The 26039-nt window shown below is 64.2% G+C and carries 11 protein-coding genes and 1 tRNA gene; 7 read left to right on the top strand and 5 right to left on the bottom strand.

The window, feature by feature from the left end; all coding sequences use genetic code 11:
- Positions 1-88: 88 nt before the first annotated feature.
- The 3 genes from tssC to tssA all read right to left on the bottom strand — a co-directional run bounded on the left by tssC (position 89) and on the right by tssA (position 3341).
- Complete coding sequence (gene tssC / locus ACS5PN_RS28080) at positions 89-1582, bottom strand: type VI secretion system contractile sheath large subunit (protein WP_439467342.1); 1494 nt, start codon at positions 1580-1582, stop codon at positions 89-91.
- A gap of 45 nt (positions 1583-1627) precedes the next feature.
- Positions 1628-2122, bottom strand: coding sequence for a type VI secretion system contractile sheath small subunit (gene tssB, locus ACS5PN_RS28075; RefSeq protein ID WP_439467341.1), 495 nt, complete (start codon positions 2120-2122; stop codon positions 1628-1630).
- A 112-nt stretch (positions 2123-2234) separates the two neighbouring features.
- Positions 2235-3341: a type VI secretion system protein TssA gene (gene tssA / locus ACS5PN_RS28070; protein ID WP_439467340.1), complete on the bottom strand. Its 1107-nt coding sequence runs from the start codon at positions 3339-3341 to the stop codon at positions 2235-2237.
- Between the two features lie 157 nt (positions 3342-3498).
- On the opposite strand from tssA, the gene ACS5PN_RS28065 reads away from it, so the two are divergent.
- The 4 genes from ACS5PN_RS28065 (at position 3499) to ACS5PN_RS28050 (ending at position 6841) form a co-directional block, all read left to right on the top strand.
- A complete protein-coding gene (locus ACS5PN_RS28065; protein WP_439467339.1) occupies positions 3499-5307 on the top strand; it encodes a serine/threonine protein kinase in 1809 nt (602 codons plus the stop codon).
- A gap of 42 nt (positions 5308-5349) precedes the next feature.
- Positions 5350-5955 (top strand): hypothetical protein, encoded by a 606-nt coding sequence (locus ACS5PN_RS28060; protein WP_439467338.1) that lies wholly within the window; start codon positions 5350-5352, stop codon positions 5953-5955.
- Positions 5956-6102: 147 nt separating this feature from the next.
- Complete coding sequence (locus ACS5PN_RS28055) at positions 6103-6666, top strand: RNA polymerase sigma factor (protein ID WP_439467337.1); 564 nt, start codon at positions 6103-6105, stop codon at positions 6664-6666.
- Positions 6667-6764: 98 nt separating this feature from the next.
- Positions 6765-6841, top strand: a tRNA-Met gene (locus ACS5PN_RS28050).
- Between the two features lie 1352 nt (positions 6842-8193).
- Here ACS5PN_RS28050 and ACS5PN_RS28045 read toward each other — a convergent pair.
- Together ACS5PN_RS28045 and ACS5PN_RS28040 are read right to left on the bottom strand one after the other, a co-directional pair.
- Positions 8194-8949, bottom strand: coding sequence for a hypothetical protein (locus ACS5PN_RS28045; protein WP_439467336.1), 756 nt, complete (start codon positions 8947-8949; stop codon positions 8194-8196).
- Between the two features lie 28 nt (positions 8950-8977).
- Positions 8978-10231: a deoxyribonuclease II family protein gene (locus ACS5PN_RS28040; protein ID WP_439467335.1), complete on the bottom strand. Its 1254-nt coding sequence runs from the start codon at positions 10229-10231 to the stop codon at positions 8978-8980.
- Between the two features lie 598 nt (positions 10232-10829).
- Between ACS5PN_RS28040 and ACS5PN_RS28035 the strand changes: the two genes are divergently transcribed.
- From ACS5PN_RS28035 to ACS5PN_RS28025, 3 genes are all read left to right on the top strand, one after another.
- Positions 10830-24914, top strand: coding sequence for a hypothetical protein (locus tag ACS5PN_RS28035; RefSeq protein WP_439467334.1), 14085 nt, complete (start codon positions 10830-10832; stop codon positions 24912-24914).
- The gene (locus ACS5PN_RS28030) at positions 24911-25246 is read left to right on the top strand and encodes a hypothetical protein (protein ID WP_439467333.1); all 336 of its coding nucleotides are present in this window, start codon (positions 24911-24913) and stop codon (positions 25244-25246) included. Before ACS5PN_RS28035 ends, ACS5PN_RS28030 begins: the two co-directional genes overlap by 4 nt.
- Positions 25247-25322: 76 nt before the next feature.
- Entirely contained in the window at positions 25323-25685 is a 363-nt protein-coding gene (locus ACS5PN_RS28025) for a hypothetical protein (protein WP_439467332.1), read from the top strand.
- Positions 25686-26039: the final 354 nt, after the last annotated feature.

Genomic DNA, 26039 nt, shown 5'->3' with positions numbered 1-26039 from the left:
TATCTCCTTTAGGGGTTCAAAGCGCGGGGTTGGTGGTGATGAGTTGACCCGTCCTGCTCCCGCGCCGGGCGAGTTCTCGGGTCCGTGATCAGGCCGACTTTTCGGACGGCAGCTTGGACACGAGTCGCAGGGACACGGTCAAGCCTTCGAGCTGGTAGTGCGGCTTCAGATAGAACTTGGATTGGTAGTAGCCGGGGGCGCCTTCCACTTCCTCGACTTCGACCTGGGCGGCCGCCAGCGGGCGGGTGGCCTTGACCTCTTCCGAGGAGTTCATCGGGTCGCCATCGACGTAGTTCAGGATCCAGGCGTTCAGCCAGTCTTCCATCGCGTCGCGCGACTTGAAGGAGCCGACCTTGTCGCGCACGATGCACTTCAGGTAGTGGGCGAAGCGGTTGCAGGCGAACAGGTAGGGCAGGCGGGCGGCCAGGGCCGCGTTGGCGGTGGCGTCCGGGTCGTCGTACTCGGCGGGCTTTTGCAGGGACTGGCCGCTGATGAAGGCGGCGAAGTCGCTGTTCTTGCGGTGCACCATCGACAGGAAGCCGTTCTTGCTCAGTTCGGCTTCGCGGCGGTCCGAGATGGCGATCTCGGTCGGGCACTTCATGTCCACGCCGCCGTCGTCGGTCGGGAAGGTGTGGGTCGGCAGGCCCGACACCGCGCCGCCGGACTCGATGCCGCGGATGCGCGAGCACCAGCCGTACTGCTTGAACGAGCTGTTGATGTTGACCGCCATCGCGTAGGCCGCGTTGGACCAGGTGTACTTGCTGTGGTCGGCGCCCTCGGTGTCCTCCTCGAAGGCGAACTCGTCGACCGGGTTGGTCTTGGCGCCATAGGGCAGGCGCGACAGGAAGCGCGGCATGCAAAGGGCCAGGTAGCGGGCGTCGTCGCTCTCGCGCAGCGAGCGCCAGGCGGCGTACTCGGGCGTCGTGAAGATCTTGGTCAGGTCACGCGGGTTGGCGAGTTCCTGCCAGCTTTCCATCTGCATGACGCTGGGGGCGGCACCGGCGATGAAGGGGGCGTGGGCCGACGCGGCGATCTTGCTCAGCTCGCCCAGCAGCTCGACGTCGGGCGGCGTGTGATCGAAGTGGTAGTCGCCCACCAGGCAGCCATAGGGCTCGCCGCCGAACTGGCCGTATTCCTCTTCGTACAGGCGCTTGAACAGCGGGGACTGATCCCAGGCCGTGCCCTTGTAGCGCTTCAGCGTCTTGCCCAGGTCCGTCTTGGACACGTTCATCACGCGGATCTTGAGCTGCTCGTCGGTCTCGGTGTTGTTGACGAGGTAGTGCAGGCCGCGCCACGCCGACTCCAGCTTCTGGAAGTCCTCGTGGTGCATGATCAGGTTGACCTGCTCGGTGAGCTTCTGGTCGATGGCCGCGATCATGGCCTCGATGGTCTTGACGGCGTCGTCGCTGAGCAGCGTCGTGTTGGACAGGGCCTGCTGGGCCAGCGTCTGCACGGCCTGGGCCACGGCGCCGCGCGCCTCGTCCGTCTTGGGCTTGAATTCCTTGTTCAGCAGTGCCGCGAAGTCGTTGCCTTCGAAGGTCACGCCCGCCAGGGCCGATGCTGACTGTTCCGCTTGGGTCATGTTTGAAACTCCGGTCGTTTCAGGATTGCGTGGAGGGCTGGCGGCTTATTCGGCCTTGGGTGCGTCGGTCAGCGTCTTCAGCAGCGTCGGGTCGGCGAGGACCTTGGCGATCAGGTCACCGGCGCCGGCCTTGCCGTCCATGTAGGTGATCAGGTTGGACAGCTGCTGGCGGGCCTCGAGCAGCTTGTTCAGGCCTTCGACCTTGCGCGCCACGGCGGCGGGCGAGAAGTCGTCCATGCTCTCGAAGGTGATGTCCACCGGCAGGCTGCCTTCACCCGTCAGCGTGTTCTCGACATTGAAGGCCACGCGCGGCTTCATGGACTTCATGCGCGAGTCGAAGTTGTCGACGTCGATCTCGAGGAACTTGCGGTCCGACACCGGCGGCAGCGGATCCTCGGGCTTGCCCGACAGGTCGGCCATCACGCCCATCACGAAGGGCAGCTGGACCTTCTTCTCGGCGCCGTAGAGCTCGACGTCGTACTCGATCTGCACCCGCGGGGCCCGGTTGCGGGCGATGAATTTCTGGCTGCTCTTGCTCATCTCGATACTCCTTGCGGATGGAATTCAGGGGTTCAAAAGACCTTGGACCACGAAGATTGCTGCGGGTGTACTTGAAAAGACGACATCGCAGCGCTGGTTGCGACTCGGGCGACTACGAATGCAGGCTGTCCGGATCTACGCCCAGCATACGGGCCACTTCGTTCACCGCATCGGGGGCAAACTCTCGTACGAGTTGCAGGAAGTTCCGGTCGATGAGGCGTTGCGCGCGGCGCAGCAGGTCGGCAGCGGGGTTGGTGGGCTCGTGTTTCTCGAGGTAGGCGCAGACCAGGTCGATGGCGCGCACCGCGTCGGCGCGGCTCTCGATGGCCCCCAGGCCACCTCCACCGCCGCTGCGACCCCGGCGGGCCGGAGCGGGCGCGTCGCCGGCGGCGTCGCCACCTTGGTCAATCCCCAGGTCATTCAGCATGCCGGCGAGGTCGTCCGCCGAGGCGTCGATGCTGACCGGGCGCGGCGAGACGGTGGCCACGGCGTCCAGCATGGCGCGCAGGGCCGAAAAATCGGGCAGGTCGCCGTAGTTCAGGCGCACGGCCAGGCAGGCCGACAGGGATTCCAGCGCCGCGAGGGCGTCCGGCGCCTGCTTGGCCAGGTGCGGGTAGCCGGCCACGGCATCGGACAGCATGTTCTCGATCTGGCTGCGCGAGGGCACCGATTCGTCGTCGCGCGCCTGCAGGTCGCCCATGGCGATCTCGATGTCGCGCACGCTGACCTGGCCGATGCCGCGGTCGTTCAGCACCAGGCTGGCGCGCACGTCACCCAGCGTCGTGTCCAGGCTGGTCAGCTCGTTGAGCACGTTGATGCGGCCGAAGGCGTCGCCGTCGTCCAGGCGCGGGTGGAGCTCGTCCCACCAGCGCGTCAGCAGCTCCTCGAACAGGCGCAGGCTGGGCGCCAGCACCGCGAACCCCTCCAGGCGCAACCGGGCGCGCAGCAGAAAGTTGGCCACCCGCAGGTCGCGGCTGCGGCCGTTGAGTTCCTCGGCACCGCTGCGCACGGCGCGCCAGTCCGGCGGCTCGGCGGGGGCGAACTGGGTTTCGGGTTTGCCCGCGGCTGCCTGGGTCAGGGCCAGGAAGTCGTTGTCGTATTCCAGGTCGGGGCCGCAGGCGTCGTATTCGGACACGGGTTGCAGCCAGGACGCCAGCACCGGGTCGCTGTCGAGTGACGGCGTGGTGTCGGGCGGTGCATCGAAGGGATTGCTGTCCATGGGTGTCCGGATTGGGGCCCGCCGGAGGGCAGGCGGTGTTCGGCCGGTATGTAACCCTGGGTGGCGCTTAGTTCCCTGGGGACTCACTTGGGTGCGGGGTGACGGGAACGGAATGGCGCGCGGCGACACTCAGCATCTTGGACGTCCCGCCAGCACGATGAACTCCACCAGCGATCCGGAAGACAACGACGCGACCATCATCCGGCCCAGCACCCCGGCCGGCCCGGATGGCGTGGCCCCCGTTCCCTTTGAGGACGCGCCGACCATCATCGGCTCGGCGCCTGCGCCCGAGCCGGCGTCACCTGCGCCTGCGCGCGTCGACCGGGAGGAGGGCGGCAATGCCCTGCCCGTGGGCAGCCGCCAGGCCGAATTCGAGGTCATCCGCGTGCTGGGCGAGGGCGGTTTCGGCATCGTCTACCTGGCCCGCGACCATGCGCTGGAGCGCACGGTGGCGCTGAAGGAATACATGCCCGCCGCCCTGGCCCTGCGCGGCGACCGCTCCCAGGTCAGGGTGCGCTCCGAGCGCCACCGCGACACCTTCCAGGCCGGCCTGAAGAGCTTCATCAACGAGGCGCGGCTGCTGGCCCAGTTCGACCACCCTTCGCTGGTCAAGGTCTACCGCTTCTGGGAGGCCAACGGCACGGCCTTCATGGTCATGCCCTTCATCGAGGGCAAGACGCTGAAGGACACCCTGAAGGAGCTGCCGGAGCCGCCGACCGAGACCTGGCTGATCGACCTGCTGGCGCCGCTGACCGAAGCCCTGCTGGTGCTGCACGGCGAGAGTTGCTATCACCGCGACATCGCGCCGGACAACATCATCCTGGTCAATGGCAACGGCGCCCGGCCGCTGCTGCTGGACTTCGGCGCCGCCCGCCGCGTCATCGGCGACATGACCCAGGCCCTGACCGTCATCCTCAAGCCCGGCTACGCGCCCATCGAGCAGTACGCCGAGGTGCCCAGCATGAAGCAGGGCCCCTGGACCGACGTCTATGCGCTGGCCGCCGTCGTCTACTGCGCCATCACCGGGCGCACGCCGCCGCCCAGCGTTGGCCGCATGGTCAAGGACGATTACGTGCCGCTGGCCCAGCTGTCCGAGGGCCGCTACAGCGAGCGCCTGGCCAAGGCCGTCGACCGCGCCCTGCAGGTGCTGCCCGACCAGCGCACCCAGTCCATGACCGAGTTCCGCGAGGACCTGGGCCTGGCCGGCCATTACGCGCCCAAGCCGGGGCAGATGGCGACGCTGATCCAGGCCCCCGCTGCGGCGCCCGCCGCGCCGGCCCCCAGGCCGGCGGCAAGCCGCACGCCGCTTTTGGCTGGCCTTGGCCTGGCCGGGCTGGCGGTGGCCGCCGCCGCCTGGTTTGCCACCCGGCCCGCGCCGGCCCCTGTCCCGACACCCGCGCCGGTGGCTGAAGCACCGGTGGCCGCTCCAACGCCCGCACCGGCCCCCGTACCGGCGGAGCCCGTCGCGCGCGACCTGCCCAGCCAGTTCCGCTCGCTGGTGGCCCGCCACAGCGAGGGCTTCGACGTGCACGCCGAGGCCGAGCGGCCGACGCTGCGCATCGACCGTGATGACCTGCGCTTCAGCGTCAGCGCCACGCGCGAGGGCTATGTCTATGTGCTGCTGGCCGGCCCCGACGGCAGCCTGGTCCAGCTCTATCCCAACGACAAGGCCAAGAACAACCACATTGGCGCCGGCGAGACGATGCGCCTGCCCGGCGCCAACTGGCCGCTCAAGGCCAGCGATCCGCCGGGACCGGAGCACTTCTTCGTGCTGGTCACCGCCGAGCCGCGCAGCTTCGCCCCCTGGTCCACCGAGAAGGACAGCGGCTACGGCTTCCTGACCCTGCCTGCCCAGGGTCCGGCCGGGGCCCCGCCCGGCTGGCTGCTGGGCCAGCCCGACTGCGGCCATGCCAACTGCAAGGCCGACTATGGCGCCGCCGTGTTCAGCGTCGAAGCGGTCAAGTAGGCGGACCAGCGGAACCGCGGCGGCATCGCGGTTACCTACTGGATGCCGGCAGACGAGGGCCGGCATCCATCGCCGACTCTGGACCGCGTTCTGAACTCCACACAAGCCCCGGTCGCCCATCCGCAGGCGACGCCCGAGACACCCAGGCTGGACGCCTTCACGAGCGCCGCGTCCGCCGGTCCGCTGCTGTGGGCCCACCTGGCGGAAGGGCGGCTGGAGATCCGTGGCGGCGTCACGCCGGCGGGTGCGGTGTCCGACGAGATCGGCAAGCTCTTCGTCGCCGCCCTGCGCGAGCACTTCGGCGATGCGGCCAGTGCCGTCGCCGAGCGGGAATGGCAGCTCAACCAGAACGCGCGCCGCCTGCTGCAGGCGCGCACCGTCAGGCAGGCGGTGGCCTGCGCCGAATCCGCCCTCAGCCTGCTGCTCGCCCAGTCCTGCCTGGTGCAGATCGAGTTCTCGGCCGTCATGCTGGGCTGGCGCTTCCGCCGCGTCGCCGAAGGCCTGGGCCTGGACCCGGCCACCCTCGGCATCGAGCGCCGCCAGGCCCTGGACGAGGCCCTGGCGCCGGACTTCCGGCTGCCGCCGCCGGCCGACGCCGACGCCCTCGCCGAGCGCGTCCGGACACTGCTCAGCCAGGTTCCGCATTGAGTTCGTGACGTAGTTCACGACGACAGGGGTTAACCCATGCCCGTGAATGCGGGGTGGGGCGGGTCTGCCTTGTCGCGAGTCACCGCGCGGCGGCGTCTGATCCAACAAGGCGGCCACTTCGGTCGCTCAACCCGCCCGGAGCCCGTCATGCAGCCCCAGTGCCAACCGATCCGCCATCCCGCAGTTGCCGATCCCAACGTCATCTTCTCGGAGCTGTTCGGCGAACACCGTGACCGTCTCTACCGCTTCGTGCTGCGCCATATCGGCGACAGCACCGAGGCAGAGGAACTGGCCCAGCAGGCCTTCGTCGAGGCGGCCCGCACCTTCGAGCAGTTCCGTGGCGAGTCGCAGCTGTCGACCTGGCTCTACGGCATCGCGATGAACCTGGTGCGCAACCACCTGTCGCGCGCGCCGTCGCGCCTCTACCGCTTCGAGGACGAGACCGCGCTGGAGGCCACGCCCTGCCTGCAGGCCAACCCCGAGCAGCAATGCCATATGAACCAGCTGATGGTGCTGCTGCAGAACGAGCTGGACGGCCTGATGCCCGAGATGCGCGAGGTGCTGCTGCTCGTCGCCATGGACGACATGAGCTACGAGGACGCCGCCGCCCTGCTGTCCGTGCCCATCGGCACCGTGCGCAGCCGCGTGTCGCGCGCCCGCTCGCATCTGCGCACCCGGCTGCAGGCCCGCGGCGCCCAGCTGCCCTTCTGAACACGCCTCATTTCACGGTGCGCTGCAGGCACGCTGACGCGCGAAACCTTCGCCAATTGCTGGAAGGGCGAAATCTCGTGTATACTGCTAGCTTCAGTCGCGGGGTGGAGCAGTCTGGTAGCTCGTTGGGCTCATAACCCAAAGGTCGTAGGTTCAAATCCTGCCCCCGCAACCAAGAAATACAAGTCCTGTGAAGGACTTAGCAAAGCCCGCCCAGTGCGGGCTTTGTCGTTTCTGGCGTTTGTGACGAGGTCTGTGTCGTCAAACCAGTCGACGTAAATACAGTCGACCGTTGGTCAATGTGTCGAGTCGGCTATCTGATGTTCTTCTGTGCCATGTCGGACGAGAAGATGGCAAGTATCGTCCTCCAACAGGATTTCGACCTCACTCGCACCCTTGAAGATCCGAATGTCCATGGCTTCCCTCCCGTCGATCCACAGCCGCTCTGACGTCGGAATTGGACGTGGCGCGCATTCGCCGATCGCCTCTTCGCCCGCGCCTTAACCGATTTATTCTGCTGCGCGAGTGCGCAAACCCACGTCCTCAGTTTTGTGGTTAGGGTTGTGCCTAGGCGGCTGATGGCTGCCCTTGAAGCGGGGGGCGGACGATTTCTTGGACTGCCTTGAGGTAGCTCATGTATTCATACGAGGACCGGCTTCGAGCCGTGCAGCTGTACATCAAGCTTGGCAAGCGCCTGGGCTTGGCGGAAAACATCGACTTCGGCTACCGCGCCCAACGGAGACACCTCGTCAATCAAAGACGCTAGTTGGAGCATCCTGAGCCAATCCGCCTACGGCAGTGCCGGCAACTGCGTTTTCTGATCTGTTCAGGCGGCCGGGGCGCGTTCGGCAGGCGCTTCTGACCGTGCTGTCCTGCGGCTCAATGAGAGGTTTTATCTAGGCATGCGGCCAGGAGGTACGAACCGAATCTGACATAACACCCGTTGTGCGCCAATCGCGAGGCGCGCCCCCGGGAGCGATGGATTCAAAGCCCCAGGCTGCCGTCCGCAAGCGTGCTGGCCTTGATCAGGGCCTGGCGCTCGTCTACTGTTCAACGGCATGCCGACGAACGACAAATCCACCATGAGCCCTTTGATCTGCGCCCCCGATGGTTCGGCGTCGGCTTGGCCTACGACTCGGAAGCACTCCCTGGGTTTTGTCGGCGTGGTGAACGTCTGCTTTGCCGGGAAGCGACCTGTGTCGGTTCGACACGAGTGCCTTCAGATTCGCGGAACTCGGGCCCAGGCCATGGGAGATGCGCGCAGCGACGCCAGGCAATTGGTTGACCTTTGGAGTGATCAAGTCAGCATCGATGACCTGCTGGGCGACGGGTAGGCGATGTTTAGCTTCAGGTCGAGAACTGACTAACCAGATCTCTGAACCCAATCGGTGGCGTGGCCTGCCAAGCCTTCCACGACTAAACATTGGCGCGCCGAAGGGGCATCGTTCGGCGGCCGGCGAATTTGAAGCTACGTGCTCGCCCGTCGGCGCATCTATCAGTCACGATAGGCCTTCGAGCATGGCCGTCTTAGGTGTGCGAGACAGCCTTGTTGGTGAGGTATCCCGCGTGGCTGATGCCCAGCAGCGCGACAGTGCTGTCATCCAGCGCGGGGAAGTCGGTGATGCCGTCTGGCTGTGCGTACTTGAAGGTGCGCCACAGCGCGAAGGCGTAGGCCGCGACGATGGCGACTGTGAAGAACAGCATCTGCACCTTGGACAGGTCCACGTGCGCGCCATTGCCGACTTCGTCGCCAGTCACCATATCGCCCCATCGGGCCATCAACGGATCGCTGTTACCCAGCAGCTGTCCATCGGGCTTGTCGCCACCAGATTGACCCGCTCGCGCCAGCTCCAGCTGGGTCGCCGCAAGCTTCTCCTCATCGGTGTCCTTGTTCTTCTTCGGTGCCAACAGCATGGGCGTGCCAACCAGGGACGCGGTGCTGATGCCCATGGCGAGCCACAGCTCTTTGGGCAGGCCGATGGCCAGCGGCTCGTCCACACCGATGTAGATGTTGTAGAACGCCGCAGTCAGATAGGCCGAAACCATGACCATGGTCCACGCCACCATCTGGAAGCGGGCCAGACTCATGACGTTGCGCTCGTTGATCAGGACGCCATGCCAACGCCCGATGATGGACTTGCCGGCGATGGCGATGAAGACTGCCATCAGCACGGCGATGCCAAGCCACGCGGGCCGGTAGCTGTGCTGTGAGACGCCCCACCAACCAACGATTGGAATGGCGGCCACGCACAGGATGGCGGCGCCGGTGTATGCCTTAGACATGAGACCTCCCTGCGCCGCGGGGCGCTTTTCATTGACCGACGACTGGTGCGCTCTTGCCGTCGAGCAGCTCGGTTACGCTCTTCCACAGCGGCTCGTTGTCCACGATGAAGAACAACCCCCCTCGGCCGTTCTGGCTGCTGCCGCACTTCGGATCGGACAGCGACCCCTGCTGGTTCATGTCGCCGAAGATGACGAAATGGTGGTCGCCCGACGTTGATACGCCCACCTTGGCGTGGTTGAAATCAGGGCCGGCGCCGCCCTTGAGTCCGAAACCCGTCCCTTTCCAACTGCCGGAGGTGGCAATTTCTACGGCGCCGGGCTTGGGAAGGCTCTCGTCCCAGCAGTCGATAGGCGTGTTGACCTTCGTGGAGGCGATGGCCGGGTTCGCCCACCAGGTCGCGACGCGTAATGACACGCTCCCCAGCTGCGACGACACAAGCTGCCAGGGTGGCACGAGCAACTTCGAGGGCTTGGACAGCAGGGCCACGCCGGAGGACAACTTGGTGTCGAAGACCTTGGTGCTTTTGGACTTGACGCCCAGCGCGCTGACGGCGTCTTGGATCTCCTGCGGCCCGCCGTTGTTCACCAACTGAGCATTGCCCGGCGCCGTCACGACACTGGCGTTACCCAACGCCCGCAGCACCTGCAGCACGTCGGCCGCAGTCAGCTTTACCGAGAAAAAGGATTGACTCACCAGGATGTTGTCCGGGCGCGGGATGCATCCCAATGTGTTGCCGCTTGTGCGCTCGGGCGTCAGGCGGCCGGAGCCCGGCCAAGAGGGCGTAGTGACCTGGACGATGAGGCCGTTGCCGTCGGCATCCCAGGCCAGCACGCCCTTGGAATGCCCCCAAGGTGCCGAGCATGAGTCGCTGCAGCCGGGGATGACAGGGTCGCTGTAGAACTGGTCGTTCCAGACGACGTAGAAGCGCTTGCCCTTGACGATCTCACCGAACGTGGCTCCCAGCGGGTCGGCACCGGTCTCGCCCACGCAGGTACTGCCCATCGTCAGTTTGGGCTGATCGTTGCTCGCGAAGACGAAGGTTTGCCCGCGCGTGTAGCTCTGCGCCTTGTCGCCGAACGGGCATTGCATCTGCGCGCCCGCAGGACACTGAGGAAACGACTTGGCGTTGAACTTGAAGACGAACCACCAGTCCACCGGCTTGCCGTCCTGCAACAGCGGCGCTGGCGCCCCAGCAGCCAGCGCATGCGCGGCCGCGCCAAGGTAAAGCGCAACGGCGGCTTGCGCTAACGTCGGCCGGATCTGAACCTGTTCGAACGCCATGGCCCCCCCAACACATGCGCCATACAAGCTGGACCACCCTCCGCCTGGGAGGAGCGTGGCGCGTGACATCAGCCGCGGCGCGAACGCTATCGGGGCCGTCTCGCCATGCCATCCTCATTGTTGAGGGTGCGACAGCTTGCCGAAGGCCGCCACCGCAGCCTGAGCGTGGAGCTTGGCTGCTTGCCGATCTGATCAGGCGTGCAGCCAGAAGCCGAGGTCTGCGAACTCTGAGCCGTTCCAGGCGCCGGCCTGCGAGCCTTCCAGACCTTAGCCCTTGAGCGACCGTTAGAGCTCCTGCGCGAGTTCCAACGCAAGCCGCACTGCGGCCTTTGTTCCCTTGTCTGCGCGTCCCAGGGCTGAATGGGAATTCCCAGCGCTGAGGATCTTGCAAATAGCGCCGCCCGCTTCAGCGATGTGCGCGCTGTCGCGTCCGAGCGAAATGATCGTCGCAGCACCTCGACGGAGCCATTGACCTCACGCAGATGATTAAAGGTCAAAAGACGATTAAATGTAACAAAGTGCGTCAGAAACTAAACCAAAGCTGAATGAGCTGGATTGGTTCTATTGGCATGCAAATTCAAAAGACGGGGAGGGCAGCATGGTTTCGATCGTGACGGGGAGTGGCGCGGGCTTGGTCAACAGTTCCAAGGACGTGCTGGGAAGAGCAGGCGAAATCGGCAACCCGACGTCGGGCCGCGCTGGAGAGCGGGTCACCGTCAATGCGGCCACCGGCAACCTGGTGGTCCAGGATCGCGACGAATACCTGGTGGGTATCGGCGCGGACGTCGACCTGCTGCGCACCTACAACAGCCAGGGCGGCTGGGACGGCGACAACGGCGATGGCTGGCGAATCGGCTACTACCGATGGGTGTCCGGCCTGTCCGGCACCGTCAATACCGCCGGCAGCAACGTCAAGCGCACCGATGCCGATGGCCATGAGGCGCTGTACACCTTCGACGCGGGCAGCGGCAAGTACTTGACCTCCGAGGGCTCGGGGCAGTTCGATAGCCTGAGCTTCGGCACCGGCGTGTGGACGTGGACCGATGGCGACACCGGCACGACGGAGACGTACGCCACGGCCAACTCGGGACAGACCTACCGACTCACCCAAGTGAAAGATCCCGCAGGTCACTTGGTCAAGGTCGACTACGACGGCGCCAACCTGATCAGCGCCCTGTCGACTTTCAAGGCGGGAAGTTCCACGGCCGACGAGGTGGTGACGCTGAACTACAGCGGCACGCAGCTGACCAAGATCACCACCAGCTACAAGGATGCGCAAGGTGCGCTGAAGACGCGCAGCGTGACCAGCTACGGCTATGACAACGGCCGACTGAGCCAGGTCACGACCGACCTGACCCCCGAAGACAGCACCGACAACAGCACCTATACGGTCAAGTACGGCTACGACGCCAACGGCCGGCTGCAGACCCTCACGCAAAAGGACGGCAGTCGGCAGTTCGTCGAGTACTGGGGGGACGGCAGCGTCAAGTCGATCACCGAGCAGACCGTCACCGAATACATGCCCGATGGGAGCGTGAAGACCGTCAGGGACGACCGCAAGACCGGTTTCGTATACGACACCGTCAACCGCACCACCACGGTGACCGATGCGCTGAATCAGGTCACGACGCTCAAATACCTCAGCGGCCTCAACGGTGGTCAGTTGGAGGAGATCAAGGGTGCGCTGGTCGGAGGCGCGACCTTCAAGCAAAGCTATACCTACGACAACGGCGATGTGCTGACCAGTACCAACGCCAAGGGTGAAGTCACGACCTACGAGTACGTGGGCAACGGCAAGCTGTCGCGCAGGACGGATGCTGCGGGCAACGTGCTGGAGCGCACCTACACCAGCGAAGGCCTGCTCTCCTCGGAGACGGTCTACGTCGTGCCGGACCTGGACGGCCCTCTGCAGCCGGGCAAAGCCAGCGTCCCGCGCACCACCCAGTACATCTACGACACGACTCAGATTGCCAAGCGGCGGCTGGCCTACGTGCTGGGCCCGCAGGGCGAGGTCACGCGCTACACCTACAACGCGGAAGGCCAGGTACAGCGCCGCGTGCAGTACACCGGCGCGCTCTTCACCGCGGCGAGCCCCACCTTCACGAGCCTGGAGGACTGGGTCAACGGTCCGCAGAAGCTGACGCTGGACCGCCAGGTCACCGAATTCACCTACGACCTGCGAGGGCAGGTGCAGGAAGAGCGCCACTATGCGAGCGAGACCCTGAGCGGCTCCACCGTGGTGGACGGCGATGCGACCAAGACGACGACGACCTACGACGCGTTCGGCCGCCTGCTGGCCAGCAAGAACACCGACGGCAAGGGCACGACTTACCTGTACGACGGCCTGAACCGCCTGACCCAGAGCGTGGACGCCAACTCGGCGATCACGCTCTACACGTACGACGACACCAACCGCAAGACCTCTGTCAAGCTGGACAACGGCCTGACCACCGTCCAGGTCTTCGATGCGATGGGACGCCTCGTGTCCAGCGACGTGCTGGGTGCCGCGAGCCAGGTGGCGCTCGGCGCCACCAAGTACTTCTACGACGCCGTGGGCCAGCTGCGGCGCGTGCAGGACGCCACGGGCGTCAGCGTCTACAGCCTGTACGACGTCAGTGGCCGCAAGAGCGCCGACATCGCCGCCAACGGCCAACTCACCGAGTACCTGTACGACGGTGCCGGCCGATTGGTCCAAACCGTGGCTTACGCCACGCTGGTGAGCGCGACCACGCTGGCCACTCTGAGCGACTCGCAGGGCCAGCCCACTGCCAAGACCGTGGCCAACGTCCGTCCCGCTGTCGACGACAACAATGACCGCATCACCACCTTCTATTACGACGCGGCTGGCCGCCCGGCCGGCACGCGGGACGCCGACGGCTATCTGACCCAGAACCAGTACGACGGCACCTCGGCCCTGACGGCACAGACTCGCTTCTCCAACGCAGTGGGGGTCACGCGCCTGGACGCGACGCTGGGCACGACGCGCACCAGCGGGCCGAGCATGCCTGCGCCCACGCAGGATGCCGTGCGCGATCGCACGACCCGCAACCTGTATGACGCCTCCGGCCGCCTCGGTGCGCGCGTGGATGGCGACGGCGGCCTGACCGTCTGGAAGTACGACGCCGCGGGCAACATGGTGTCGCAGCTGCGCCGCTCCCAGCCGCTTAGCGACGCGGACCGCACTGGCGGTACGTTGGCGACCCTCGCCGCGCTGACGCCACTGGCCGACGACGAATTCACGCAATGGATCTATGACGGCGTGGGCCGCCAGGTCGCGATGCTGAACGCCGAGGGTTATCTCACGGAATTCAAATTCGACACCGTGGGGCGCGCTGCGGGTGAGAACCGTTATCTCTCCCAGGCTTTCAAGCCCGTCGTGGCCGGCAGTCCCGTGAGCTTGAGGCTGTTCAAGACGACCGATCTGACGCCGGCCCTTCGCACCTCGCTGAGCAGCCCCAAGGCGCCGCTTTCCACTGGCAAGTCATACAACAGCCGCGGCCTGCTCGAAACGGAAACTGCCGTCGACGGTACCGTCACCTTCTACGACTACGACAACCTGCAGCGCCTGAAATCCACGACGCTGGCGCAGAACACGAGCGACGAGCGCAAGCGAACCATCGGCTACGACGACTGGGGCCGTGTGCAGACCACCCAGGTCCAAGGCGATGCCACCGTGGTCACCACGACCTACGACGCGGCGGGCCGGCGCCTCAGCGTCAAGGACGCGCGGGGCAACACCACCTTCTACTACTACGACGCGCAAGGTCGGCAGGTCTACGCCATTCTGCGGGACCCCATCCTCGGCGGTGAAGTCACCGAGACGGTCTATAGCAACTTCAATGAAGTGCAGCTCACGGTCACCCATGCCAGGCGGCTGAGCACGAGCGACAGTGCCTGGTTGGTCGGTGGCAAGATCGACGGGACCGCAGTCGCAAGCACGCTGACGTGGGTACTGCCGGATGCCACGGCCGACAACCGCAGCACGGTGAGCTACAACCGCCGCGGGTTGATCCAGCAGGCCATTGACGCCCTGGGCTACAAGACCGACTACAGCTACAACGCCTTCGGTCAGGTCAGCAAGCAAATCTACGACGTCGATGCGAAAGGCACGGCCAACGCGCGTCGCCTCACCGTGGATTTCGGCTACGACCGGCGCGGCGACTTGACCCGCACCGAGCGCAGTGGCACCGGACTGGGCAGCAGTGTCGTCACCAGCAGCGTCTTCGACGCACTGGGCCGGCTGGATAACACCAAGGACGAACTCGAGCGCACCACGCGGTACACCTACCTGCGTGACATCGGCGACGGCACGGGCCGCAAGGTCACCATCGCCGGCTCCGCAGGTGCCGCGTCGACCACGTATGACGCGCTGGACCGCGTGCTCACGCGCGTCGACCGCAATTCCAACACCGTCACTTACACCCATGACGCGGGTGCTCGCAAGCTGACGATCAAGACCGCTGAGGGAATCCAGACCACTACCGAGTACACCCGTCTCGGCCAAGCCTACAAATTAACGGATGGCGCCGGAGCGACCACCACCTACGCCTACGACACCCACGGCAACCTGACCACGGTGACGGACGCCTTGGGCAACGTCACGCAGAACGGCTACGACGCGAATGACAACCTGGTCAAGGTCATCGGTGGGCTGAAGGCCAACGGCAGCGGCGCACCGATCAGCGGCGACGCCACCACCACGACCACCTACAGCTTCGACGCCGCCAACCGGGTGCTGACGCAGACGGTGGATCCCTTGATCAACGGTGTCGGGCTTAACCTGCAAACGCGTTACGAGTACGACGGTCAGGGCCGCAAGCTCAAGATCACCGATCCACGCGGCACGGTCACGACCCAGGTTTTCAACGTCAGGGGTGAGATCACCGACGTCATCGTCGACGACTCGGTGACGGGGCTCAAGCTCAAGACCAGCTACGCCTATGACGCCCAGCGCCGCGTGCTCACCGTCACCGAAGGCGTCGGCACGCCATCGGCCCGCAAGACGGCCTACACCTACGACATCCTGGGCCGCCGCCTCTCCGAGACCGTCGACCCCGATGGCATCAAGCTCAAGACCGGCTACGAATACGACGCGGCTGGCCGCCTGCTGGTCAAACGTGACACGCTGAACAACGTTGCGGCTCGCTACAGCTACGACGGCGCGGACCGGATTCGCTATGCCGTGGATGCGCTGGGAATTGTCACGCGGTACGACTACGACGGCGAGGGCCGCGTCAACACGGCCTGGAACTACAGCACCCGACTTTCGTCGGGTTGGGAGACCAAGACGGACGACGAGCTCCGCGCGGCGCTGGATGCGCTGGGCTCGGCGGCTGCCGATCGGTTCATCGTCAATGCTTACGATAAAGACGGGCGTTTGATCTATGCCGTCGACGCCCTCGGTCAGGTGACGGAGCGCGCCTACGACGGTGCCGGCCGTGTCGCGCTGGTGCGGCAATATGACCAGAGGATGGCCGACGTCGCCGCCGGCATGTCCACCGTGGCCATCGATGTCAAGGTGGCATCGCTCAGGGCCGACGCCAAGAACCACGTCACGCGCTATGCCTACGACAAGGCCGGAAACCAGCGCTTCGTCGTCGACGCCGAAGGCTACGTGAAGGAGTCGCGCTACGACGCCACCGGCCGAATCGTCGCGAGGGTGGAGCACGAGCAGGCGTGGGGGGCAAGCGTCGGCACCGTCCCGACCGAAGCCGAGCTGATCGCAGCCTATTCGCCGACCAAGACCGAGTTCAACGTCGATCTCGAAGGGGTCGGCGGCGCTGTCGGCGTCTGGGAGGCGGGGCGGTTTAAGTTGATCAGCGAGCCCGTCGGGGGCGGTGGTTCGGTCTACACGGCCAGCAAACGGACCATGCCGATCGGCTCGGTGCTCAAGCTCGAGTACCAACCGATGCAGGTCCAGCAGCAGTCCCAAATCATCCTCAAGGATGGGGCCGGTGGGCTGGGGCGTGTGGCGCTCGTTTTCAAGAAAGACGGGCACGTCTACACCCAGCGCCCCCAGCCAGGGACCAGCTCGATAGCTGAGGCCGATCTCGGTGCCTACACACCAGGCAAGACCTACTGCATCGAGATGGACTCGACGGACACCGGCGCGCGCGTCTTCGTCTACGAGAAGGGCACGTCCATCACCGGCGCCTTGAGCGCCACCGTGACCGAGCCGACGATGAACTGGCAGTCCGTCCAGCTGGAGTTGGGGGTGCAGCGCGACTCGACTCTGCCGGTGGGTCAGACGATCAGCTACGTCGACAACATCGAAGAAATACCTCCCGTCAAAGGCCGCGTCACCCAGTTCGCCTATGACGCCGCGGGCCGCCCGCGCTTCGCCCTGGATGCCGAGGGTTACGTCACCGAGACGCGTTACGGCGACGCCAACGGGCGTACCACCGTCTTGCGCTATCCCAACCGTGTGAGTGGTGGCAACGCCTACACGCCTTCCACCTATGCGCCATCGCTGAACACGTTCGTCGCGGCGCTGCCGGGTCTGGGGACGGCGACCAGCGTGACCCGTGAGCTCGACCGCGCCGGGCGACTGGCGCTGCAGACCGACGGCAACGACATACAGACCCAGTTCACCTATGACGCGGTCGGTCGGCTGCAAACCGAAATCCAGGCTAGCAATGTCGCGGGCCAGTCCAGCACGACGCGCTACGTCTACAACACCGCCGGCCAACGTACCGCCGTGATCCGTGGCGATGGGACGGCGCTGGCTAGCACCACCCGCTACGAATACGACAGCCTCGGGCGGCTGTGGCACCAGATCGATCCGCGTGGTGTGGCCTTGGCGGAAGGCGCGGGCACGTGGGAACAGTACGAACGTGCCAGGCTCGGTTTCTACTCCTACCCGGTCCCCGACGGTGACAAGGCCGCCCTGCTCAAGGTCTACACGACCGAGTACGCCTACGACGCCGACAACCGCGTCGTCAAGGTCACCGATCCGATGGGTGGCGTCGTTCAGACCGAGTACGACACTTTCGGCAACGCCACCGTCGTCACCGATGCGCGTGGCTACAAGCGCTATCAGGTCTATGACAAGGCCGGGCGCCTGGTGCAGAGCGTCGACGCCGAGCGCTACCTCACCGTGTATGGCTATGACGCCTACGGCAACCTGACCGGCACCACCCGTGTGGACGCGAAAGTGCAGGGCACGCTCACCGCAGGCCAGGCGGTGATCCTCGCCAGCACGGCGCCAGGCAGCGGCAGCTATGTCTTGACCAATGCGGCGAACGACCACACGGTCGGGCGCCAGTTCGACCGCAACAACCGCCTGCTCAAGGAAACCGACGCCGAAAACTACACCGAAGGCGCGGATTCGCTGGACGCTTTCGGGCAGCAGCTGACCGTCAAAAACAAGCGCGGTGCCACCACCACCTACACCTACGACCGCCTGGGTCACGTGTTGACCGAGACGCTGCCAGTGCAGGTCAAGGTCGGCAACACGCTGCGCAACGTCGTCAACGAATACCAGTACGACAGCCGAGGCAACCGCGTTCTCAGCATCGAAGCCAAGGGACTCACTGAAGAGCGCCGCACCGCGATGAGCTATGACGGTGCCAACCGTCTGATCCGGCGCACCGGCATGAGCTACACGGCGGTCGCGGCCGATAACACGAGCAGTACCGTGACGCCCGCGGATACCTGGCGCTACGACGCCCGGGGCAACGTCGTCGAACAGATCGTGAGCGGCCAGCTGCAGGCAAACGGATCGGTCACCGGGGTCAAGCGCGCCGTGAGCTACTACGACGCCCTGGACCGCAAGATCCTGGAAGTCAATCCGGACCGGGTGGTGACGAGCTCCCAGTACGACCCAGCGGGCAACGTGCTCGTGCAGACCGTCTACGCCACGCGGCTCGCGACCAATGTGACGGTCGATCCCGCGACGGCGCCCACCCCGCCGACGCAGGACTATCTCAACGACCGTACGCGGCGATACCGCTACGACGCGATGGGGCGCGTCGTCCAGGTCGTGCTCGACTACCTGTACGTGTGGGACAGCGGCGACGGCACCAACCTCGTCATTAGCGATCTGCCGCTGCAGCAGACCACGCTGCAGCAGTACTTCTACGACGCCGCTGGGAACCTGACCGAGAGCAAGAACGCGAGAGGCTATTCCAGCTACAGCTACTACGACGCTGACGGCCGCAAGGTGATGACGATCGACGAGGAAGGCGCCGTCACCAGCTGGGAGTACGGCCGCGCCGGCGGCGTGGCCACCAAGGAAACGCGCTACAGCGGCATGCTCCCGGGGGGCTATGGCCGCCAGGCCAGCACGGCGGCCAATACGGCGCCTCACAACGACCCGGTGCAGCTACGGGCGTTCGCGGCGAGCGTGGCCAACCATGTGGCCGCCGACGATCGCGTCACCGAATACACGCTGGACCGGCTGAATCGCGTCACCGAGAAGCGGATTCTCGGCGTCACCCAGGATCTCATTGATGCCGACGGCACTCGCAGCGTGAGTGTCGACAGGGTCGCCAAGACGGCCTACAGCTACGACGGCCTGGGCCACGTCACGCAAGTGCGGGAGCTGGCGGCCGTGCAAGGGCAGGGACAAGGTCAAGTCGAGACGTGGGAAACCACCGACATCGGCTACGACGGCCTGGGCCGCGAAATCAAACGCCAAGGCGTGAGCTTCAAGGATTGGGAAGATGAAACTGTTCGACCCACCGACGAAACCGAGTACGACGGCCTTAGCAATGTCGCGCGGCGCATCCAGCGGGGCAAGAAGGACACGGTCGAGACCGACGACCGCTTCACCTCCTACGGCTACGACGTCAACGGCCTGCTCATCAAGATGACGGACGCGGTGGGTGCCGTCACCGAGTACGCTTACAACGGCGCCGGCGACCTGTCTCGGCGTACCGCCAAAGACGTGCATCGCTCCGACAGCACCACCGCCACGACCAAGCGCGACATCGTCGTCCGATACGAGCGCGACGCGATGGGCCGCGTAGTCGCGGAGACCAGCTACGAGAGCGACAAGGCCATTGCCGCTGAAACCCGCAAGACCCGCTACAACGCCTTCGGCGAGGTCAGTGGCAAGGGCATCGGTGACGGCTGGGAAGAGTTCTTCGAGTACTCGACCCTCGGCAAGATCATCAAGACCAACACCGGCACCGGTGCGATCAAGTACTACGTTTACGACGCGGCGGGCAACCAGACGCGTGAGATCAGCATCATCGGGAACAACTACAACGCAACGTGGACACTCCGCGATGCGGCGACCTACACACAGTACTTCTCGCGGGTGTCGGTCTACAACCGACGCAACCAGCTCGTCAAGACGATCGATCCGACGTTCTATTCGATTCGCTCGGGCGACGTGATCCAAGACCTGTACACGCAGTCGTGGACGACCAGTTGGTCACCGCCCAGTACCGGATTGATTTCCGGAGGGGTGCTTCCGACGGGGACGGTGGTGGTCAACGGGTCGCAGATCACCTTCACGATGCCGGGGGCGAAATACGCCAGATTCCTGCCTCTTAACTATGAGATTTACGGCCAATCCGGACCCCCTTCGGATGATGGCAAGTTCACATTCAGCCTGGCGACGCCAGAGCTCAAGGGCAAGGTGGCCGCGCAGTTCAGCATTCGCTTCTACAGCTCCCTCGAGGATATCGGGTACTCCTCTTATGGCTGGACGCTCGGGGCGAACGGAGGCGCGCTGAACGTGGATGCCGACGGTAAAGGCACGCTCGTTGCGGCTACCGCGCCTCCCTACCCGATGACCGCGCCCGCCGGCATCACGATGCCCGCGCAAAGCGGCTACGACTCCACCTACTACTCGTTCCAGGTTACCGACACCACCAACGGCCGCTCGTTCTCCGATGGTGCCGTCGCCTACGGTCCGACGTCACCGGGCGGCAGCAAACCCGCCCGCATTCATTTCCCCGCCAGTTTCCAGCATGGCGACGCGACGCCGCACATCCTCGAAGTGCGCTACGTCTGCTACCCCAGCGGCAATGTGGCGACGATGCGGCTCTCGTACAGCAGCTCGGGGGAACTGCAGTACCTCAGCACGCAGGCTCAGGGAGTGCCGAGCCCCATCAAACTCTATATCCGCGGCCGCAACGTCCCCAAGGCCGAGGTGACCATCGGCAACAAGAAGGTCCTCGTGGCGGGCACCTACACCGCGCCCGCGGGCGACGTGCCCGGCTACACGATGTTCCAGGTCGACCCGACCTCCGTCGGCTTCACGGAGGGAGAAAGGTTCTACACGCTCAGGGCCCTGGACGCCAACTCGTTCGACATGATCGATGAGGTGGGGACGGCCATCCGGCAGGAAGGCAAGGTCGTCATGACCAACTACAACCTGCCCGCGCAGGTGTTGAGGCAGCAGACGTTGATCCAGGTGGGCACCACCACGGTCAGCCGGGTCCAGGCCTTCAACGCCTTTGGCGAAGTGTCGGAAGAGCGGGACGAGCGTGTCGAGCAGCGCATGCTCGCGGCACTCAATGAGGACCGGGTGCAAAACAAGCTGCCGGCCCTCACGGCCCTCACGGCGGACCAGAAGGACGCGGCACGCACCACCCTCAAGTACAACACCCTCGGTCAACTGATCGCCAAGATCGACCCGGAGACCTTCGTCACCGCCGAGAACGGATATCGCTATCGCGCGCGTCCCGAAACCGACTACGGCTACGATCTGCTCGGACGGCACACCACCATGACGGATGCCAACGGCAACCTGAGCCGGGTGCGCTATCTCGCAGGCAGCCGTGGCGCCGACGCGCAGGTCCTCAAGGAGTTCGACGCGGCCGGCGGGAATGGCAGCGTCTTCAGTTCGGCTGCCGGCGGCATGCGTGAGAACAAGTACGACGTCTTCGGCAACGCCGTCGTGGCGATCGACGCTCTTGGCGCGATCACGGAGCGCCGCTTTGACGCCCGTGACCGACTGGTCCAGGCGACCCGCAAGAACGTCCAGCGCCTGGCCTCCGGTGGCTCGGACGCGCTGGGTGTGGCTGCGGATCTCAGCGATTTCTACACCTACGACGAGTTGGGCCAGCGTCTCACTGCGACCAATGCGCTGAACATCAAGACCCGGACTGACTATGACGCCCAGGGGCACGTCGTGCAGACGGTGTCCGGCAACGGCTTCGTCACCAGCTACACCTACGCCTTGCTCGTCGTGGGCCAGAGTGACCCCAGCCTTGGCGGTATCGATTCAGGTGGCTATTTCGTCACCACGGTGCAGTCGGATGGCCGCACGCTGAAAGACAAATACAACTACTTCAACCGCCTGACCTCGCACAGCAACATCCTGGGTCAATGGACCGCGTACAGCTACAACCGCGCAGGGCAGTTGATGTCTGCGGCCGGTCAAAGCTTGGTGGAGTACACCTACTACGCCAACGGATACGTGAGCTCAGTGGCAAACAGGACGGCGGGAATCGGTGCGCAGTATGTCTATGACGACGCCGGCAACCGCATCACCGAGTCCAACTACTTGCTCAACATCTCCGGCCAGATGGATACCACCCAGACGGCCGAGGACACGTACACCAGCCAGATCACTTACGACGAACTCAACCGCATCACGCGCGTGAAGGACCTGACCGCGTCCGGTGCGATGGGGCGCTTCAACATCAGCTACGAATTCGACGCCAACGGCAACCGCCGCTTGGTCGACGCCATCTATTCGGACGGCTTAGGCGGCTTCGTGGACCGGCAGACCTACTGGTACGCCTACGACAAGCTGAACCGCTTCACCTTCTCCAAGGGGCAGCTCAACAGCACCGAGGCAGTCCGACAGGGCGACGACGAATTCAACCGCAGCCGTGTGGCCAAAGCCAGGCGGGCGACCAGCATTCTCGACACGAGCATCTCGGTCGTCGCCGGCTCAGAAGGCATTGCCCTGGGCTACGACAAGAACAGCCAGCGCACCGTCGCCGACTACACGGACACCAGCGGTGGCAGCGCCCGACTCGTCCACGAGGTCTACGGCTACAGCAAGGACGGCTACTTGCAGACGACGACGCAGACGATCGACGGAACCGCTCGGCTGATCGCCACGCGTGTACTGGATGTGCTGGGACGCACGCAAGTGATGGCCGATCTGGTCAATCACACCGCCACGACCACCGTCTACGACAAAGACAACCGACTCTCGAGCCAGAGCGTGGACGGTGACACGCTCAGCACGGACACGAGCAAGGATTACAACCTTGCCTACTCCTACTACGCCGCCATCCCGGTTGGCGGCAACCCCGTCGTCGATGTCGACGGAGGCGCCAGTGGCGCGGGGGCGCTGTCCAGCGTGACGCAGACGCCCGCGGTAATGGCGGGCAGCGCGTCGGTGACCACCACCACCTACGCCTACAAGTACTTCGACGAGGCGAAGCAGTCCGTCATCACGAGGACTCAGGGGAATCAGGTCACGAAGGCAACCCTCAACTACTACGGTGACGGCAGCATCCTGTCGCATGCCGACGAGACCACCGGCATCACCAAGACTTACCGCATCGACGCCGACGGGCAAGTCATCAAGCGCTCCTACAGCAGCAACGGCAATACCAACAGCAACACCAACCACTATTACTACTACGCTGACGGCCACCGCATCGGGGACGTGGGCAACAGCCCGGAAGACAAGGTCCGGATCAGCTATGCCGAGCAGCTGGCTCGCAACGGCAAGGCGGAAAGTCCGGATGCTCGTCGCGAGCGCTACATGCGGCCTGGCGTGCGCACGGCAGACTTCGATCAGAACTACGAGCCGATCAACGACAGCTATCCCGGCTCCGCCGCCAGCAGCTACACCGTGCGGCGAGACGGCGAGACGCTGCGCTCCATCGCCCAGGCGCTGTGGGGTGACAGTTCCATGTGGTATCTCATCGCAGAGGCCAACGGCCTGCTGACCGACAGCGCCTTGAAGGCGGGTCGTGTGCTGCTGATCCCGAACAAGGTCAGCAACATCCACAACAACAGCACGACCTGGAGGCCGTACAGCGCCGGTGAGGCGATCGGGCGTACCGATCCGAACATGCCCAAGATCTTCGATCCCGGGGCCTACTCGAAGGAGGAAATCGCCAAGAGCGGACGCGATTTCCCCTTGAGCAGTTGGACCGACTGGCGAAAGCTCAATCCGACGTCGCCGTGGGCCAATGCGCCCTTATGGGTCCAGTATTCCAACTACATGTCCCAGACTCGTCCTGGCTACAACGCCTGGCAGGATCGGTATGGCTATGTGGCCGACATCTCCAGTCAGTACACCGCATACGACACCAGGTACGAGGATCTGTCTCCGCGGGCGCAAACGGAATACACCCTCAAGCAGGAGGCTCGTCAGGCGTGGCGGGATGTGATGAAAGTACTGCAGGCGCAGGTCGACGACGCCAGCATCGGTCTCGGTACGACAATTGGCATTCTCCAAAACCTGGACTGGCGTGGTGTTGGAGCGAGTGGGTTTGGCAATGCAATTGGGGAGAGCCTTTCGGAGCCGAGCTACAAGACGCTGCAGGACACCGGCCCTGGTGTCGAGCGCATGGAGCGCATCGACATTGGAAAGCTACCTGACTTGGCTCCAATTGATATCGACCGGAACCTGCCACGCCTAGACCTGAGCGCAGCAGGCGGCGGCTTATCGTCAGACTACGGCTATGCGGGAGATGATGGCCAGGTGCCAACTGGCCTAGCCAACAAGCCAGGCGTGAGATTCAAGGACGGGGTCTACCCTGGGGGATGGCAGCGAAGTGATGGCTATGGCTTGAGCACGCCGGTGTTGTGGCGAGACAAGCCGGGCGGGAAAAGCTGGGAAGAAATCCCGCTTGAGCAGCTTCCACGGGTAGTCGTCACGGGCAAGTCGGAGGCGACTCGTGCGCGGGAGGCGTGGGCTCAGCAATCGGAGCCTGTGTGGAGCTTCCGAGAAGCCAGCGAGGCGCGAGTTGCCCAAGACATGGCGGAGTACCAGGCTCGCATCGACAGTGGGCCGCAGATGTCTGCCATCACGCCTGAAATGGACGCAGCGGCTCGTGCCGAAGCGGCTCAGACGGAAGGGTTGCAGAATTTCCTGAAGGCTCAGGGAGAGGGGTCCATTAGTGGCCCTGTGTCAGCAGCCATGTACCTGGCGACGAGGGATGTTGTTGCGGCATCGAGCGCCGCCGACGCCATGGCGCCGATTGAGGGCTTCTGGGCACCAAGTGGGAGGGCTACAGCGAACCGGTTGGCATCTCGAACGCGGACGCCCGCTGGAGGGCCGGATTTTGTTCCCTATCGAAATCAAACGGCGCCGTTGAGTTTCAGCGTCGAGACAGGAATGGCTGGCAGTAGACCTACCTATCGCATATTCTCGAACGAATTTATTCTAAATGGTCGCATCACGGTCCCTAGTCGAGCCAATTCAAATGGTGCCTATCAATTCATCCACGGAACGTTCGATACAATGAGCGGCGACCTTTATATCTCTAAGGTCTATGCCGAAAATCGAAGGAGCGGAATAGGAACGGAGTTAATTTCGCGGGCCGTCGAACATTATGGGCCGGAAAATGTCAAATCCATTACTGGAGAGTTGGGCTCGAGTAATCTCGATATTTATAATAAACTTGTCGCCCAAGGAGTGTCGCCCATGGATGCGGCTTTGAGGACTCCCGCGGCTGCAATTCGTGTAAAGCTCGGATACAGCAACATTTCTTTTGACCCTGTCAACAAAGTTATTGTGGGGGCGCGACCATGAGTCAAAACCAATCTGCGAGTATTGATTTGATTCGAAGAATAATTTCCTCCGGTCGATATTCTGACTTGTATGAGCTTGTTGTCAGGGTTTCGGAATTCAATATCCCGATTGTGTCGCTTCCAGACATGTCAGCGGAGGATGAAGAGGCGTGGCGATATGCGCGCATGCACCTCGATTTTTTGTCCAAATATGGCGCTGAGCAGAGTTTTGTTCAGGAAGGAAAATATCTTCATTTTTCGTATCCCGCCGAGTTCGAGGCTTGGCTCGGGCGTGGCGCACCGGGGATATCTCAGGAAGAGTTGGAACACTACTTGATAGCGCGTCCGCTATAGCGTCAATTTGGCTGTTTGACACAGTCGGTAGGCGTATCCCACTTGAATGCCTTTGGCAATGCATTCGGCGAGAGCTTTGCAGGCCAGACGCAGGGCCAGGGACCGTGGTCGTCGGCCGATTCGCAACGGCTCCGATATCGAGAGCGACAACTTCAACCCGGCGAGTGCCTACGGCTACCGCAACGGGTCGGACGTCGAGAGCGACGCCTTCAGGCCTGCGATGGCATACGGCTATCGCAATGCCTCTGACGTGGAGAGCGACAACCTCATGGCCGCCCGTGAGCTTGCGAACAACCGCACGATGCTCAACGCTGCTGAACGTGCGGCGCGCCCGGAGGCGTACATGAGCATTGAGCAGTTGCCTCGGGTGACGGTGTCCGGCGTGTCGCAAGCCACGAAACCGGCGACATCACGAAATCCAGACTGTCCGACTGAGTAGGCGTCCAAAGGAATCCGGACGTCACTATTTGGCAATGCGGAAACGCTGGGCGCCGAAATTGACGGGGCTGGGGTGACTACCAGCAATCGCCCGCAATACGTCGCGATTGGTACTCGACCAAAGGGTGGTATCGAATGTCGGCGAGGTCTGCGGAGCGAGCTTGACGACCTCAAGGGGTCTTTTTAAAAGGACGGGTGGACCGTCGCAGATAAAGCACCGAGGCGCTACGACATCGCCTCGGGCATCCTGGAGTTGGCAATGCTGGCGGTGCCGCGGCTTCTCTAAAGGAAATCGGCGCCGGTGTAGTTGGGGACAAGTCTGGGTGTGGGCTCGCGCTTTGTGTTCAAACGCATC

Origin of the sequence: Roseateles sp. NT4, assembly GCF_051857475.1 — a bacterium.
GTDB lineage: Bacteria > Pseudomonadota > Gammaproteobacteria > Burkholderiales > Burkholderiaceae_C > Pelomonas.
The sequence above is the reverse complement of the archived record's forward strand: the minus strand, read 5'-3'. Positions and strand labels throughout refer to the sequence as shown.

Bases quoted from the DNA above. Each gene is read 5' to 3' on its own strand.
- ACS5PN_RS28035 (WP_439467334.1), top strand. From the start codon at position 10,830: ATGGTTTCGATCGTGACGGGGAGTGGCGCGGGCTTGGTCAACAGTTCC.
- ACS5PN_RS28060 (WP_439467338.1), top strand. From the start codon at position 5,350: ATGCCGGCAGACGAGGGCCGGCATCCATCGCCGACTCTGGACCGCGTT.
- ACS5PN_RS28030 (WP_439467333.1), top strand. From the start codon at position 24,911: ATGAGTCAAAACCAATCTGCGAGTATTGATTTGATTCGAAGAATAATT.
- ACS5PN_RS28045 (WP_439467336.1), bottom strand. From the start codon at position 8,949: ATGTCTAAGGCATACACCGGCGCCGCCATCCTGTGCGTGGCCGCCATT.
- ACS5PN_RS28055 (WP_439467337.1), top strand. From the start codon at position 6,103: ATGCAGCCCCAGTGCCAACCGATCCGCCATCCCGCAGTTGCCGATCCC.
- ACS5PN_RS28065 (WP_439467339.1), top strand. From the start codon at position 3,499: ATGAACTCCACCAGCGATCCGGAAGACAACGACGCGACCATCATCCGG.
- ACS5PN_RS28040 (WP_439467335.1), bottom strand. From the start codon at position 10,231: ATGGCGTTCGAACAGGTTCAGATCCGGCCGACGTTAGCGCAAGCCGCC.
- tssC (WP_439467342.1), bottom strand. From the start codon at position 1,582: ATGACCCAAGCGGAACAGTCAGCATCGGCCCTGGCGGGCGTGACCTTC.
- tssB (WP_439467341.1), bottom strand. From the start codon at position 2,122: ATGAGCAAGAGCAGCCAGAAATTCATCGCCCGCAACCGGGCCCCGCGG.
- tssA (WP_439467340.1), bottom strand. From the start codon at position 3,341: ATGGACAGCAATCCCTTCGATGCACCGCCCGACACCACGCCGTCACTC.